This window comes from Gardnerella sp. c23Ub_4 (genome assembly GCF_055804115.1).
Map to the genome: position 1 here is coordinate 37,833 of NZ_JANUYO010000002.1, position 14,274 is coordinate 52,106.

A 14,274-nucleotide genomic window follows, 5' to 3' on the forward strand; every position below is an offset into this window, starting at 1 on the left:
GCCTGTTGTTATGGGTGGGACAAATGACAAGGTCAGGACAAGCTACATTCAGTTGTCCTGTTTTTAGCCGCTTGTCCACTCAAATTCTGGTATAAATTCTTTGCCTTCCATAGATTGGCATGGTTCTACGATTGTCAGATCTCTGCCAGTCTTTCAAACGTTTCATAATCGCCGATATTGCGTAGCTGTCGATAGGCTTAATATCTTCTTTGGCTTTCCCGAAGCATTCGCACCATATTTCAATGTTGGATACTTCCATGCGTTTAATCGTGCCTTTAGGTCGTGTTGGATCTTCCATATCACGGAAGTAATCTCGCCGCCTGTAAATGTCCATTTCATCCCAAGTATCAGGTAGAAGCATGTTAAGATACTCTCTGACAATGCCTTCACGGTCGTCTTGCTGCATGGCTTCACGCTGTTCTTCTTGAGCGAAAGCCTCCAAGCTCGCATCAAGGAATAGTTCTTCACCCGCTTTGGAAATAACCATGGTTTCCGCCCATATTTGGTCAACCAGTTCTCGTGTCATTTCCCAAGGCTTATACTTGCCGTTTCCCGACACTTTCACATTCCAAAAACGCCGGTTACCAGTAACATCCCTTAAATAACCGTTTTCACTATTCGTTGTACCGAAGAACACGCACTGCCTCGGGTGTGGCGCTACGCGTTTGCCAAAAGAAGCACGATACTTATCGTCACGTCTTGAAACAAAAGCTTTTACCTTATCAAGATCAGCTTTTTTCATGCCCGCAAGCTCGCTGATCTCATGAATCCAATATCCTTGGAGTTTTTCAGCCGCCGTCTTATCGTTCATGTCTGAAAGCGTGAGACTGTCTGAAAACCATTCCATGCCAAGGTTTGATATAAACGTTGACTTGCCGATACCTTGCGCACCGTTAAAAACAGGAAGGTAGTCAAATTTAATACCGGGATGGTAGATACGCATGTATGCTGCACACAGTGTTTTTCTACACACTGCACGAATATACGCGTTGTCTTCAGCACCAAGATAGTCGATAAAAAGCGTGTCTACACGTTTCACACCATCCCATTGAGGAAGACTCTCAAAATAGCGTCTTATCGGATGATAACTTCTATCATCTGATACTTTCGTGACAGCAATATCATAGTTTCTTTGAGAAAACGAGCCATAATGGTCGTCCACATAGCAGATAAGCTGCGCATCGTCCGCGTCCCTCCAAAACTTCGCAGGATGCTGCCAAGGCACATCGCCTTTAATTTCAAGACCATCAGCCAGCTGGTTAAAAACGATTCCTTTAAGCAAAGGATCGTGTTTAATAATGAGTTTCGCATTATAAAGCGAGTTTTCTAAAACCGCGCCTTTAGACGTGTAGCGTAGTTTTTTCTTCCAATCCTCACTGTCAACAAAATCATCTTTTGCTTCCAAGAGTCTCTCGTTTGCCGCTTGAAGTTTTACTTCATCAAGGCTCATCGCAAACTCGCTCATTTTCTTAAACGACTCTTTCTCGTCCAAGCTAGCGAATTTGTGCGTGCGAACGATATCAAAAGCGTTACACAGTTTCAAATACGCTGGGTCTTTAGCATGATGAGAGTAAACGAACTTGTCTTCGATAATCTCAACTCCTGCCATACTGTGTGAGGCTATGAGATGCCAGCGGTTTTCATTATCTGTCGGCTCATATATGTCGCTTAAAAACTTTTCCAAAGCAAGAGTTATCGGATAGAATACTCGGTTAAACAGTCCAACCACACCATTTTTCGCGAGTGGATCTTGCACTTTCTGTTTCTGCACCTGATTTGCTTTACTCTCACGAGACGAGGTCGGAAGCCTGGTTGGATCTGTCCACTCAGGGTGAGCGGATAAAATATCATCTGGATTAAGCCAGTCTTTTTCAACCTCTTTATACTCATACACGCCGTTTCGTGGCGTGGACGGCCAGTACATAAGCTGGTTAGGCAAGTAAGAGCACTCATCAAACTGGTCAATACCCAGCATGTCAGCTAAATACCTTGATACTGCTACAAACTCGTCAGGTGTTACATTTCTCGTTAAAGGAAAAACAATTCTCACCCTCGGATTATCAGGCGTGTGGCTGTGTGTCGTGTACAGAAAAGACGTGTAAGGCGCAACACTCTCGTAGAGTGCGATAAAGTCTTTAGCAACATGATCACCGTCTAAGGCGAGCATGGAGCGAAATTCAACGCTGTCGACTTTTCGTCTACCGTAAGCCAACGCTCCTGCAACGAAACCACCGTGGTCTTTTGCAAGATCACGATCCGTTTTCTTCATTTTTGCATACTCTTCCGCTGACTCTGAGGTGCGAATTGTCACTTTAAGACGGTCTTTCAGCTCATCATAGGTGATGGTCTTATTCACCCACGTTTTTGCCTGCCTGTTGTTACCGTAAGCGATAGCTAAACTACGCATCAACATTCACCTCCAAATCCTTATCCGTAAAATACTTAATCGGCTGCCTGCGTTTTTCTGCCAGATTGATTTCTACTTGCATGCCGCCTGTGATTTTTTCTCCAAACACCCACAGTTCGTTGCACTTGCCTAAGAGGATAATGTCCATAAACATCGCATCCCCTCTATGCTTTTGATTCTCATCATCCATAAACGGGAAAAGCAGGTGTGGAGTAACGGGGATTGCTCCGCGTGAATACGCGTAAGCCGCACACCGAATAGCGTGTTGCACGTTTCTTTCTTTATCTCCACGGTAGGGAGCACAAATGTAGACGATAGGCTTAAAATTCGGTGTCGTTTCTAAATGTTTTTTATAAGACTTACTCATCTTTAGCCTCCTTATCTATCTTGGTTAAATACCATTCAAGCTGGCGTTTTCTAGCTTGGAAATCTGGTGTTGAGATAAGAAGACCTGCATCAATTTTCTGCAAACGATCAATTAGATACATTTGCCCTGATGTGAGGTAAGGACGTATGCTTTGCCCTTTTTCAAGGCCGTTTGTTTCTCTTACTTGTTTTGCAGGCATCCCTAAAACAAGACGGTTGATCATGTCGCACTCGTTGCTGTAGTGATAAGCTTTCGGGTGGTCATAAACAAGACTTATATTTTCTGTAAGAACCGGAAACATCTCTCTTGCAGACACAAGGGTTGTTATGAAATCTTCCATCTTATTGAACTGCTTAATATAGAGTTCCTTGAACTTCATTGCTTTAGGACCTGTATAGCCCATTGCTAAAATGGTGAATCCATCTCTGGTTAGCAAGTAACACGGGAGCTTTCTGCCTGTTGAATCCTTATAACTACTGAGCTCAAAGTTGAGTTCAGTAAATTCTTCACTGAGCCCAGATTTGGGCTCAGTTATTGCCTGGATATCACGAATCACATTAGAATGCCTTTTTTCAAAGAACTGTGCGATAAATCGGCTGTCTACTCTGGCGGTGTTGTTCTTGTCAGCCATAATGCCGTAATTATTCATTGGAATCATTGCTTGCATGGTGAACACCTCCCTTTAATCTCTGCGATAGCTCGCTAACTGAATATTGAAGTTCTTTGATTTGCTGATTTTGGATCTTGGCCATCAGCTCTAACTGTTCAATTCTTTTCTTGATTGTCATCTACATGACCTCCTTCGGATTATTGGAGGAGTTGGTTCCTCCTATGAAGTAGCCACGGCGGATGCCAAAATCTGACGCTTTTTTGAAATTCTTTACTAATTTTTTCTCAGCCCGCTTAAGTTTCTGTGTAATGTTGTTAGCCAAGCGATCCACGGCTTTTTTATAATCGACATCCGTTTCAAACGCATCACAGCTAAGCATGGATGCAGCCTTTTCGTTAATCGCCATCTTCCTAATACGGACAGCCATAAAAAGATCCGCCACATCCGGCTTTAAAATCGAGTAAACAAATGACTCAACTGCCCTATATTCTTCTGAAGCTTTAATCTGATTTACTGTTTTGAAAAAGATGCCAGAGTCTCTAACATCACTCATGCAAGACTCATAATCATCAGTTTCCTCACCGTCTTCACCGCTGTAAGGTCTAGTAAAACCTTTATGCCTCTCATATTTATGCAGAGAGTTATACTCGGGACGGTTAAACTCAGCATCTACCTTTTCTTGTGCTCTCTTCTCAAACTCTTCTTCGCTTTCATCGGGAAGAAGGTCGATATTAAGCCACCCTTTAACCTCATCAAGCTTGAGGTCGAATGTTGTAAAATGCTTGTCACAACGAACTCGAATTTTCATAAAAAATCCTCCATCTGATTTCCGATGAAGGAATTTCTTGAATTCAGCTCAAATAAGGCATGACAAAACACCACAAGCTAGAATGAAGAATTCCTTCATCTTGACTTGCAGCTGCCTTATTCGGTAAGACTGCTGTACTTATTTAGTTGTTCTATGCGGACTCCGAATAATCCTTAGCTAAGGGATATTTCCGCATAGAGGTTGAGGCTGATGCCTCTTTGCAAAGCTACCGTCCTTTTATCGAACTTTTGCTTTGCTCAAAGGTATCTTTGCGTGATATAATTTACACATCAGCAAAGTTGTTTCTTTGATGATTTGATTGTATTAAATCGGATTTTTTATTTGGTTCTTGTTTGGATCAATGTGGTTCAATGTGGTTCAAAAAGAAAGGAGGGGTATCTTTGGACTTTAAAATGTTTTGTGCAATGCTATACAAACGTATCAGTGACGATTATGATGTTCCTCAATTTGTGAAAGATTTAATTGTCATGATTACAAGCGTGCCTGAAGGTGAATGGGGCACAAAAAAAGATCCCTCTGAATCCGTAAGCACGAATACATATCGTAATTTTGCTAAAAGAGGTATTTCAAAAAAAGTTGCTCGAGCAATTTGCTATAGGCTTACCCCTGAAATTTTTATAGAAAGCCTGAACTCAAGACCTTCAGAAGTTTTGAAATTATTAGCTCAAGATTTACGTCCGTATGATCCGAATGTTACTACTGCTAATGTTGCTGAAAAACTTGCTGATATATTCGTCAATATTATTAGAGAAACAGCAGGAATAATCGCACCTGATGTATTGGAAAAGAAAAAGCAACTACAATCCTCTTCTGATTTAAAAACCAGATACGGAAAATATTTATTGCAAGAATGTGAAAACCATTGTGTAATGAACGGTTGTTCCAAACCACTCGTACTTTCTAATGATTCCAATGTTTCAGAAGTCTATGAAATAAGTCGCATTGATAAGACTAAGGAGCCAACTATTGATAATCTTATAGCTCTTTGCCCTCAATGTTTTGCTGTATACCAGATGGACAATAGGAAAAAAGTTACAAGCCTTTTGTTCAAAAGAAAAAAAGCCCTAGCTAACCACATGGCAAACATAGGCTTACTTAGTTCCTCACAGCTGGAAAAAGGACTTACAGACGTTATTTACAAAATTACTAAACTTAATCAAAAAGATTTATTTGGCTCTTCTCTAGATCCAAAAGAATTAAAGGAAAAAATAGATCCTAACAAAGATTTCCATCTTTACCTAACAGTAAAACAACAAGTTACTAGTTACTTCGTGAAAGTCCAAGAAATCCTTATTAACTTAGATAAAAGTAATGTTATCGATTATGAAGACTTACAAGCTCAAATGCGATCCATTTATAAAAAGCTTAAAAAAGCCAAACGGAGCGACATGGAGATTTTTGAAGAAATTTCTGAGAAACTGCATAAACTAACTCTTCAGCAATTGATTTATTGTCAAATCGTTGTGAGCTACTTTGTGCAGAAGTGCGAGGTGTTCGATGCAATTACCAAATAAGCTATACCCATATGAAAAAAGCACTCTGGCAACACTACCAGTAGTGCTAAAAATAATAAAAAGCGGAAAAACGAATGTAAAAGATATTTTTCAATCTACTTTGAACTATTTAGACGAACCTACAGACTTTTTATCCGTTATGGACTGTCTTTACGCTCTTAATGCAATTGATATGACAGATGAGGGTGAGGTGAAACTATGCTTATAGAAATTTATTCTCCTGCCTTTAAAGAAAATAACAATATTAGACCAATCATTCAATTAAAAAACGGGCTTAATGTTATTCAAGGAACACAAACAGGATCCAACTCAATAGGCAAATCATCTGCTCTATTAGCAATAGATTTTGCTTTCGGCGGCAACTCCTACCTTGATAGCGATGGCGTGAAATATGTGGGCAACCACGTTATATATTTTTGTTTCAAGTTTGACAAGAAATACTTTTTTAGTAGAAGCACAGCTGATGCAGATACGATTACTGTATGTAATGAAAAATATAAAACCACAGACAAAACACTGTCCAGAAAAGAATTCATCGAGTGGTTGAAAGAAAAATACGTCAGCAATAAAACCAATCTTTCCTTTAGACAATTAACCAGTACATTTTTTAGAATCTATGGAAAGAATAATCACGATGAAAATTATCCTCTGCAAGGATATAGAAATCAACCAACAAAAGAATCCATCAAAATTCTCATGAGCTTATTTGATTTCTACAAAGATATAGAACCATATCACAATCAATTAGACGTACAAATAGACAAGCTCAAAACATTTAAAAACGCTAGAAAATATAGTTTCATCTCCAATCTGGTTGGTGGCAAAACACAGTACGAAGAAAACATTAAAATCCTTTCCAATCTACGGGCTGAACTTAATGCGTTAACACTTAATTATGAGGTAAATGCAAGCAGTGAAGAAATCGAAAGCAATAAAGCTCGAGAAAATTTGAAAGCTAACAAATTAAGTTTAGACACCCAACTTGAACGACTTCAACGACAATCTAAACTATTAGAAATCAGTATAGAGTTTGGATTATTACCGACAGAAGCTGACATTGAATCGTTAGCCGAGTTTTTCCCTGATATCAACTTAAAGAAAATTTATGAAATCGAGCAGTTCCATAAAAAACTTTCAGCCATCTTAGAAGATCAGTTCAAATCAGAAAAAGAATCACTTGATACAAAGACTGCTGAAATAAAAGATTCTATAGAACAAGTAGAACGACAAATGTCAGAATTAAATATTACTAACTCTATTTCTAAAGATTTTCTTGACAAACACTCTGAGCTTAACAAAAAAATAGAAGCCCTAGAAGAACAAAACAAAGCCTATCTTGAAGAAACACAACTACAAGAGGCAAAGCAATCAGCTACACAAAACTTAGAGAAAAATGTCGAACATATACTTTCTGAAATAGAATACAACCTCAATACAAGGATGCATGAATTTAACGATAGGTTATATGTTGAAAAACGCAACTCACCAAAGATAGAACTTAAAAACTATAACAGTTATAGATTCTTCACTCCAAAAGATACTGGGACTGGTACAAACTTCAAAGGTTTAATCCTACTAGACCTTGCTATACTTTACACTTCGGCATTACCTGCTTTGGTGCATGACTCATTATTCTTTAAGAATATTGACGACGAGGGTATTGACGGAATTATGAAAATATACAAAGATACGGCAAATTTGAATAAACAAATCTTCATTGCATTTGATAAGCAAAGCTCCTACAGTAACGAAACATATGAAATTCTACAAGACAACAAAGTCCTTCAACTATACAGTGGTGGAGGCGAGCTATATGGACAATCTTGGAACAGAGAAATTAAAGGTGATAAAAATGAAATTTAGTTATAACAAATTATGGAAATTACTAATCGACAAGGGTTGGACTAAATCCAAACTCCGTGAAGAGGCAAAAATAAGCTCCTCTTCCATGGCAAAACTTAACAATGGCGGAAACGTAACTACTGAAATACTAGTAAAAATATGTGGTGTTTTAGATTGTGACATCAGTGATATTGCTGAAATCGTAAAGGAATAATTATGTGCAACTAAAAACTTTTCATTCACTCAATATAAGGAGGAGTCTATGAGTAGTACTGACGAAAGAAATTCAAAAATAATAAACATACTAAATGACTTTTATGCTAATGCTGTTAGTAATGATTATGTGATAGATGAAACGGATTATAAAAAATCCTTAGATATGCTTTTTTCAACTACCGCATGGGGGTTCAGAGAAATCCTTCTGGTTGTGATAATAGGTATGAAACTAGATGCAAATTTTAGAGCCTCAACCAGTTTATACGATTGTAATCCACGTGCGATATATGAAGGACCCATAAAAGAGTTTCTAATAAGAAAAGAAATACCGCATAGGAAATCCGAGCCATTGAATGTTGCCAAAGCAACTGTTGGTCTTGATGTTACTTGGGCAGCACAACGTAGACCGTCAGCTGTTGCTCAGGAAGTAGTTAATTTGATTAATTATATTGAAAAAGATAGAGCGAGAATCGATAAGCTTGCTATTTCGCTACTAAGAAAACTAATTGATGAATCTAAGCGGCTAGAAACACTTAGCATTACCATCAATCCATCATCTGATCCTATACACTTAAGCAAACTGTGCTGCGACCTTATTGCAAAAGTACCAGACTCTGGAAACACACCACAGAAAATTTCGGCTTTACTCCTGAAAAGTTACCACAGGTCCATGTGCACAAATGTGGTTGTAACAGGCGAAGAAGACAGAGCATCTGTAACAAGTACCACCAGCAAGAAACCTGGTGACGTTAACGAAGAATCTACAGATGGAACAATCTATAAAGTTTATGAAATAACGGTAAAACCCTTTGATCTGGCTCGTATTAGAGATTCATATGACTGCGTTCAAATTTATAATGAAAATACCGAGGATAGTGTCAACGAAATAATAGTTATTTGTCGCACTGAAGATTGTCCAAAAGAAATGATTAAAAGCGATTTCCATCTTTTTATGGGAAGTTATAGCTATCAAGATATAACTTACTATTATTGGAATATTTACGAATGGGTTGCAGATACTTTACAGCGAATGACACCAAAAGCTAGAAGTAATTTTTATTATGATTTAAATTTATATATTTCAGATATAAATACTGCTGAATCAGTGAAGAAGGAGTGGCAGGAGCTACACAAATAGATATTTATAAAATAAAAAAGAAGAACCTAAAAAGTTCTTCTTTTTTATTTTTTCCCATCTAAATACTGCATGACTGCTTTAGCAACTGCTTCGGCTAGCTTACAAGGTACCGCATTCCCTATTTGAGTGTATATACGTCCCTTATTTCCACAAAAAATGTAATCGTCAGGAAAAGTCTGTATCTTTGCTGCTTCCTTTATCGTGATACGCCGTAACCGCTTAGGTGCTTCCTGAAACTTTGGTTTAGTACTGCTGTTTTCTAGAGATTTGTGATATTGTGTTACCCAATCCTGATTTGCATTTCCATACAAGTACTCTTCATCAACAAATGGAGTCTTATTACCGCCCATAGATGCGGGTAGCGTATTAGCATACTCATCAACATTTATTGGTCTTCCTTGTCCATTAAAATACATTCCAGCGTATGGAGATTTTCTCATAATTGGATTTGTTGCAAATGTAATTTTAGCTGTACAGGTATTTGGATTACGTTCGGTACCCGCCCTTCCTAAATCTTTTAACACTTCTCTAACGCATGGAGCAGCATTTATCTGACTATGCAAAAGTTGGTGCATAGTAGCACCAAAAGTTTTATCATCACAACCCTTCAAACCTATAAAAAACACCCGTTCTCTTTTTTGTGGTACGCCATACTCAGTTGCATTCAATAAATATATTTCACAATTATATCCGATGGATCTTGCTTCATCTAAAAATCTCTCTCTAACAGACTTCCATTTTTCTAATTTGCCCAACGCCTTGACATTCTCCATGATAAACATTCGAGGCTGTACAATACTAACAACTTTAAGGAAACTGAAAATCAACTTGCTTCGATCGTCGTCTGGATTCATTTTACCAGCAACAGAAAATCCTTGACATGGAGGACCGCCGAATACGAGATCTACACCATAATATTGAGTGAAACAATCCATTATATTATTTATATCGTCATTCACTAATTTTGTTTCAGGGTGGTTGATGCGGTATGTTTCACTTGCTTCTTTTACAAGTTCATTGGCAAAAACTACAGATACACCAGCATTTTCAAATCCAACATCCATTCCGCCAGCACCACTAAAAAGAGAGACTGCTTTTATCGGTTTCACTTAGTTGACTCCTTACCATTCACTTTTAGCACTAGACATTTACTATTAGAATCTAAGTAGATATCAAATTTTGTCTTTCCTTTTTCGATATTTAAGTTTGATAAAATCGTCTTAGGTAGTCTTATTCTCATATCTTGCTGTAAAACATATGTGTCTAAATATATAAATTCTTCTGTCATAGTCTTCTCCTTTACTAGGTTAATTTTAGCCTAATTTTAGACTAAAATCAACCTAACTTTTAAGCAACGCATATGAATTCCTATTGTTTTCTTAGCATCAAAACTACCGTACTAAATCTAAAACATAGTACATTCTCATGCATAAGTTCTATTAAACTAGCTATAATACATACTCACTAAATCAAGAACATATACCTAAAAAAGAAAAAGTCTAGCGTAAGTTCACGCCGGACTTTCATTCACGTTCTTCTGCTTAGTCAGCCTACAATAAGCCCTTATTTACAGTGTTCTTTTAAGCAACAACCACCAAACTTTGTATCATTTTCTGTAAAGTCATATCTATTTTCATTACGTGTTGGATACAATGAAACCTTGCCCTTGAACTCTGAAACTATTGATCTATACTCTGAAACTTTAACTTTGAACTCTGAAACCTTATTTTATCCATCAAAAAAGACGGTATTGATACCGCCTTAACCATACTGACTATCCACGTTGGGGACCTAATTTTTATGCTGATTCCTTTCCTACATTGCCACCTTTTTCCATTTCCTGATCTTGGTTCTGAATGTTCCAAAAGGTGCAACGGTATTCACGTGAATAAACTTATACACTTCCCATACTGCTGTTTTGGTCGCTTCATCCGCCCAGACCCTCATATGTGGCTTGAACAATTCCGCCTCACTTAAGGAATCAATCATCATGTAGATTGACGTAATATTTTCTTTTAGTCTCGCTTTTAATTCTTCTAACGACAAGTGAGCATAGGTATCAGTAAACCACTGGTATAGTTCACCCAGTTGATTCCACTTAAATTGATCAGACGGAGTATCTACCTTCCGCCCATTTTGCTCCTCTTGTTCCCATTGCAGAAGCAAGGTCGTCCAGCCGACTTGATAGGCAAGATTTTCTGCTGGAGTGCGATCGACTTCATCCACACGCTTATCTTTTAATATCTCTGGAATCACATCAAATTCAGAAATGTACTTCTCGAAAGTTTTCTTTATCTCTGATTTCAGTTCTTCTTTGCTGCTATAAGCTTTCATAAAATCACCCCTTTGTTTTACTAATAACTAAGTAAAAAATCCATTATCTTAATTATATGTGACAAATAAGCCCTTTAACAGCAAAGAGCACGTCCGCAGCTAGCCGATATGCTATATTGTTTTGTCTTATTATGCTGCCTATTTAATATAACGTTTTAGCTTTGAAACATTAAAAAAAGATGGCTCTAACATATCGCTAGAGCCATCTTCTAATAAGCAATGCTCGTTACTTAAAACAAGCGTGCTTACTTATTGTTTTCTTCCATCATTTTCTTCTTACGAAGAATTGCAAGTCCAGCAATCGAGAAACCTATAGCTGCAAGCAATCCTGCAAATGATGCTGATTCACCCGTCTTAGGAATCATGCCAATATGCTTTTCAGGCTGCGGCTGAGGAGCTGGTGTCTGAGGATTTGGTTTAAGTTCCGGAGTCGGTGGATTAGGCACTGGATCCGGTGTCGGTGTAGGTGGGTTTGGAGTTGGATCCGGATTTGGTGCCGGAGGATTCGGAATCGGATCCGGTGTCGGCACAGAATCTTTCGTGTAAATAGCATACACAGTCATATCGCTATTAACTTTGCTTGCTCCAGTAAACGTCTCACCCTTACCGTTTTCCTTTGTATTCCATTCCTTGAAGGTACAACCAGCCTTCGTTGGATTAGCAGGCATAGACTCATTAGGCAACGCATCAGTATCAATAGCCATACCAGTTTCTACCTTTACTGTTGCATGCGTCTTATCGCCGTCCTTGAATGTAACCGTGCTTTGAGCAGGCTTCTTCACTTGGAAGGAATAAGAGATTTGTTTAGACTTATTTTCTTCTCCGTTCGCATCTAACCCTTTAGAATCCTGTTCAGCTGCAAAAAAGAAATAATTGCGATTAGCACAGTTATTATCTCTTGCAGTGGTTGCTTTCACAAAATTCTCTGTGGAAGAATTGGCGAAATCATAGAAACCGGATACCGTTCCACGAATTCTATATTTTGTACCTTCAGTAGCTGTCTTTTTCACAGATAGACCAGTTACTGAAATCACGATATTGCTGGTATCTACATTTTTAACTTCTTTAATAATGTCTTGCCATTTCTGAGTTGTTCCAGGATTATCTTTCTTCAATGTAACAATGAGTGTTTTACCATTAGTTGTCTTGGTTACATTAGCTGAAAACCCCTGAAGCCCACTAACTTTAGCAGACACATCCTTAGCTACTTCTACACCATCTGGAATATCTAACGTAAAAGCAAATCCTGCATCAACCTTACCGTAGCTATTGTGGAATTTCTCAACATCAGAGTCATTCATACCACCAACTCTTGTATAGTTTAGCGTCCAACCATTGAGATAACGCTTAAACCATGGGATACTAACTGAAAAATCAAGATTCAGTTGATCCCCAGGCTGTAGTTCACCAACCGCTTTGGAATCCGTTGCATCCTTGAGCTTTAGATCACCGTATACTTTAAGTTTATCAACTGGATTTTTAATTTCATCTTGAGTTAATAAATCATTTTTCCCAAAGCCAAATGGGTTGACACGCTTTTCGATAGGGCTTGTAGGATGTTGTCCTGGTTTTGTATCTCCTTCTGCCGTATCTTGCCCTGCGAGATAACCATATCTTTCTTCAAAATTCATCCCAGGCAAGAACCAATACGTATTAGAGCTATTCACTATCCCCGCATTTGGAGTACTAGTCATGCCGTCTAAAGAGTTAAATGGAAAATCAGCAATCGCTGTTTTACTTGGAGAGGTTAAATACTTAGGGAATACCCCATAATAAGTTTTCCCTGTAAAACCATCGGTTATCTCTTTCTTTTCCACATCAACCCAATACGTATTCTTTAGTGCACTATCGGTCAAATATTCAGACGGAGCAGCCAACAAATCCTTAATTAAATATGGAAGCGGTTCGCTCTTATCCGCAGCAAACACTGGTGACACAAATGCTGTTGATGCAATCAATGTGGCTGATACTATCGTTACAGCCATATTTTTTAGTAATTTCATACAAAGCCTCCTACGGTCTCTTGATTTCAAGTGACTTTAATGGGGAGGTGATGTTAACGATTGGATCACTAACTGGGTGATTGCCAAATTTGTATAATTGACAAATTCCTGAACCAGTTATAGTTCCAAGTAATTCTTCTTTTCCTTCTACGGTATATGGGATATTTACGTTAATTTCGTGCCCAGTTTGATTACGTTCACTTTCTACAAGCTTAAAGAATTCTTGATAATCATTCCAATTTCCTAATTGAATGGTGATAACAACTGAATTATCCTTTTCTACATATTCAGCCTCAATGCCACTGATAGCAGATGAATTTTCCGTAGCTTTAATTCCCGTCTTATCAACGTGGAAGTTAGAAGGGAATTTTACCGTATACTGAGCAATAGGGAACTTTTCACCTTCACTAGACATGATTATATTTTCAAATTTCCAAGGTCCAAAACCTTGTCCTTTTATTTCTTTCTCATATACTTTGTAGGCTCCTTCAAAAAGGTCAGCAGCTTCCACGCTTGCGCTTATAGTACCTGTATAAGAGTCTTTTTGCCCTTCAATTGGCGTGACGGGAGATGCAGTTACAGTCTTACTCACATCAACGGTTCCTGTAATTTTCTTTAAGAAAAAGGATCCGCTTACGTTTAATTGACTATCAACTTTATATACAAGTTGTCCTTCAGCCGCAAACGCTTGCGTAGTTCCGGCCATTACACCAAATGCTACTAATGTTGCCATCAATAGACCCATCGTCTTTTTTACTAATGTTTTCATATTTTCCTCCTTATCAATCTAATAATGTTCTTTTTATTGTTTTGAAAAATTGCATAAAAATAGGCAGAAACACATACCTATCCATCAGGTATATATTTCTGCCAATTAAAAAAGTCTACGTGAAAAAAGACAGAACTACACTGTCTGTCTGTCTGTCTGTCTGTCTGTCTGTCTGTCTGTCTGTCTGTCTGTCAAGGATTTTGTCAGTCTTTTCATGGCTTGTCAACCTTTTATGCTAATTTTTC

The 14,274-nt window shown here is 38.1% G+C and carries 15 protein-coding genes; 5 read left to right on the forward strand and 10 right to left on the reverse strand.

Annotated features, from left to right (window positions below; translation table 11 throughout):
• Positions 1-79 precede the first annotated feature (79 nt).
• The 5 genes from NYP67_RS04785 to NYP67_RS04805 are packed head-to-tail and all read right to left on the reverse strand — an operon-like array spanning position 80 to position 4,192.
• Positions 80-2,413 (reverse strand): virulence-associated E family protein, encoded by a 2,334-nt coding sequence (locus tag NYP67_RS04785; protein ID WP_473411248.1) that lies wholly within the window; start codon positions 2,411-2,413, stop codon positions 80-82.
• Positions 2,400-2,774 carry a DUF7768 domain-containing protein gene (locus NYP67_RS04790; RefSeq protein WP_410295936.1) on the reverse strand — a complete coding sequence of 125 codons (375 nt, stop codon included), beginning with the start codon at positions 2,772-2,774 and terminating at the stop codon, positions 2,400-2,402. The genes NYP67_RS04785 and NYP67_RS04790 overlap by 14 nt, the downstream gene beginning before the upstream one ends.
• On the reverse strand, positions 2,767-3,441 hold the full coding sequence (locus NYP67_RS04795) for a Rha family transcriptional regulator (RefSeq protein WP_065189564.1): 675 nt from the start codon (positions 3,439-3,441) through the stop codon (positions 2,767-2,769). Before NYP67_RS04795 ends, NYP67_RS04790 begins: the two co-directional genes overlap by 8 nt.
• The gene (locus NYP67_RS04800; RefSeq protein ID WP_180946766.1) at positions 3,416-3,562 is read right to left on the reverse strand and encodes a hypothetical protein; all 147 of its coding nucleotides are present in this window, start codon (positions 3,560-3,562) and stop codon (positions 3,416-3,418) included. The genes NYP67_RS04795 and NYP67_RS04800 overlap by 26 nt, the downstream gene beginning before the upstream one ends.
• The gene (locus NYP67_RS04805) at positions 3,563-4,192 is read right to left on the reverse strand and encodes a hypothetical protein (protein WP_285060784.1); all 630 of its coding nucleotides are present in this window, start codon (positions 4,190-4,192) and stop codon (positions 3,563-3,565) included.
• 371 nt (positions 4,193-4,563) lie between these two features.
• Between NYP67_RS04805 and NYP67_RS04810 the strand changes: the two genes are divergently transcribed.
• The 5 genes from NYP67_RS04810 to NYP67_RS04830 are packed head-to-tail and all read left to right on the forward strand — an operon-like array spanning position 4,564 to position 8,923.
• Positions 4,564-5,727, forward strand: coding sequence for an ABC-three component system protein (locus NYP67_RS04810; protein WP_285060785.1), 1,164 nt, complete (start codon positions 4,564-4,566; stop codon positions 5,725-5,727).
• Complete coding sequence (locus tag NYP67_RS04815; RefSeq protein WP_075523302.1) at positions 5,711-5,935, forward strand: ABC-three component system middle component 7; 225 nt, start codon at positions 5,711-5,713, stop codon at positions 5,933-5,935. Before NYP67_RS04810 ends, NYP67_RS04815 begins: the two co-directional genes overlap by 17 nt.
• Positions 5,926-7,590 carry a DUF2326 domain-containing protein gene (locus tag NYP67_RS04820; RefSeq protein ID WP_075523303.1) on the forward strand — a complete coding sequence of 555 codons (1,665 nt, stop codon included), beginning with the start codon at positions 5,926-5,928 and terminating at the stop codon, positions 7,588-7,590. Before NYP67_RS04815 ends, NYP67_RS04820 begins: the two co-directional genes overlap by 10 nt.
• The gene (locus tag NYP67_RS04825; RefSeq protein WP_233186109.1) at positions 7,541-7,783 is read left to right on the forward strand and encodes a helix-turn-helix domain-containing protein; all 243 of its coding nucleotides are present in this window, start codon (positions 7,541-7,543) and stop codon (positions 7,781-7,783) included. Before NYP67_RS04820 ends, NYP67_RS04825 begins: the two co-directional genes overlap by 50 nt.
• 48 nt (positions 7,784-7,831) lie before the next feature.
• Positions 7,832-8,923: a hypothetical protein gene (locus NYP67_RS04830; protein WP_473411249.1), complete on the forward strand. Its 1,092-nt coding sequence runs from the start codon at positions 7,832-7,834 to the stop codon at positions 8,921-8,923.
• Between the two features lie 44 nt (positions 8,924-8,967).
• Here NYP67_RS04830 and NYP67_RS04835 read toward each other — a convergent pair whose 3' ends face one another.
• From NYP67_RS04835 to NYP67_RS04855, 5 genes are all read right to left on the reverse strand, one after another.
• Positions 8,968-10,032, reverse strand: a complete 1,065-nt coding sequence (locus NYP67_RS04835) for a DNA cytosine methyltransferase (RefSeq protein WP_082266231.1) — start codon at positions 10,030-10,032, stop codon at positions 8,968-8,970.
• On the reverse strand, positions 10,029-10,211 hold the full coding sequence (locus tag NYP67_RS04840; RefSeq protein WP_075523306.1) for a sucrose-6-phosphate hydrolase: 183 nt from the start codon (positions 10,209-10,211) through the stop codon (positions 10,029-10,031). The genes NYP67_RS04835 and NYP67_RS04840 overlap by 4 nt, the downstream gene beginning before the upstream one ends.
• 527 nt (positions 10,212-10,738) lie before the next feature.
• Positions 10,739-11,257, reverse strand: coding sequence for a ClbS/DfsB family four-helix bundle protein (locus NYP67_RS04845; protein WP_020757400.1), 519 nt, complete (start codon positions 11,255-11,257; stop codon positions 10,739-10,741).
• Between the two features lie 245 nt (positions 11,258-11,502).
• Positions 11,503-13,260, reverse strand: a complete 1,758-nt coding sequence (locus tag NYP67_RS04850) for an InlB B-repeat-containing protein (RefSeq protein ID WP_225362600.1) — start codon at positions 13,258-13,260, stop codon at positions 11,503-11,505.
• A gap of 10 nt (positions 13,261-13,270) precedes the next feature.
• A complete protein-coding gene (locus NYP67_RS04855; RefSeq protein ID WP_020757402.1) occupies positions 13,271-14,029 on the reverse strand; it encodes a hypothetical protein in 759 nt (252 codons plus the stop codon).
• Positions 14,030-14,274 lie beyond the last annotated feature (245 nt).

Excerpts from the sequence above, each read along its gene's own strand:
- NYP67_RS04840 (WP_075523306.1), bottom strand. The coding sequence starts at position 10,211 with ATGACAGAAGAATTTATATATTTAGACACATATGTTTTACAGCAAGAT.
- NYP67_RS04810 (WP_285060785.1), top strand. The coding sequence starts at position 4,564 with ATGTGGTTCAAAAAGAAAGGAGGGGTATCTTTGGACTTTAAAATGTTT.
- NYP67_RS04815 (WP_075523302.1), top strand. The coding sequence starts at position 5,711 with ATGCAATTACCAAATAAGCTATACCCATATGAAAAAAGCACTCTGGCA.
- NYP67_RS04850 (WP_225362600.1), bottom strand. The coding sequence starts at position 13,260 with ATGAAATTACTAAAAAATATGGCTGTAACGATAGTATCAGCCACATTG.
- NYP67_RS04855 (WP_020757402.1), bottom strand. The coding sequence starts at position 14,029 with ATGAAAACATTAGTAAAAAAGACGATGGGTCTATTGATGGCAACATTA.
- NYP67_RS04785 (WP_473411248.1), bottom strand. The coding sequence starts at position 2,413 with ATGTTGATGCGTAGTTTAGCTATCGCTTACGGTAACAACAGGCAGGCA.
- NYP67_RS04845 (WP_020757400.1), bottom strand. The coding sequence starts at position 11,257 with ATGAAAGCTTATAGCAGCAAAGAAGAACTGAAATCAGAGATAAAGAAA.
- NYP67_RS04800 (WP_180946766.1), bottom strand. The coding sequence starts at position 3,562 with ATGACAATCAAGAAAAGAATTGAACAGTTAGAGCTGATGGCCAAGATC.
- NYP67_RS04805 (WP_285060784.1), bottom strand. The coding sequence starts at position 4,192 with ATGAAAATTCGAGTTCGTTGTGACAAGCATTTTACAACATTCGACCTC.
- NYP67_RS04830 (WP_473411249.1), top strand. The coding sequence starts at position 7,832 with ATGAGTAGTACTGACGAAAGAAATTCAAAAATAATAAACATACTAAAT.
- NYP67_RS04820 (WP_075523303.1), top strand. The coding sequence starts at position 5,926 with ATGCTTATAGAAATTTATTCTCCTGCCTTTAAAGAAAATAACAATATT.
- NYP67_RS04825 (WP_233186109.1), top strand. The coding sequence starts at position 7,541 with ATGGACAATCTTGGAACAGAGAAATTAAAGGTGATAAAAATGAAATTT.
- NYP67_RS04790 (WP_410295936.1), bottom strand. The coding sequence starts at position 2,774 with ATGAGTAAGTCTTATAAAAAACATTTAGAAACGACACCGAATTTTAAG.
- NYP67_RS04795 (WP_065189564.1), bottom strand. The coding sequence starts at position 3,441 with ATGCAAGCAATGATTCCAATGAATAATTACGGCATTATGGCTGACAAG.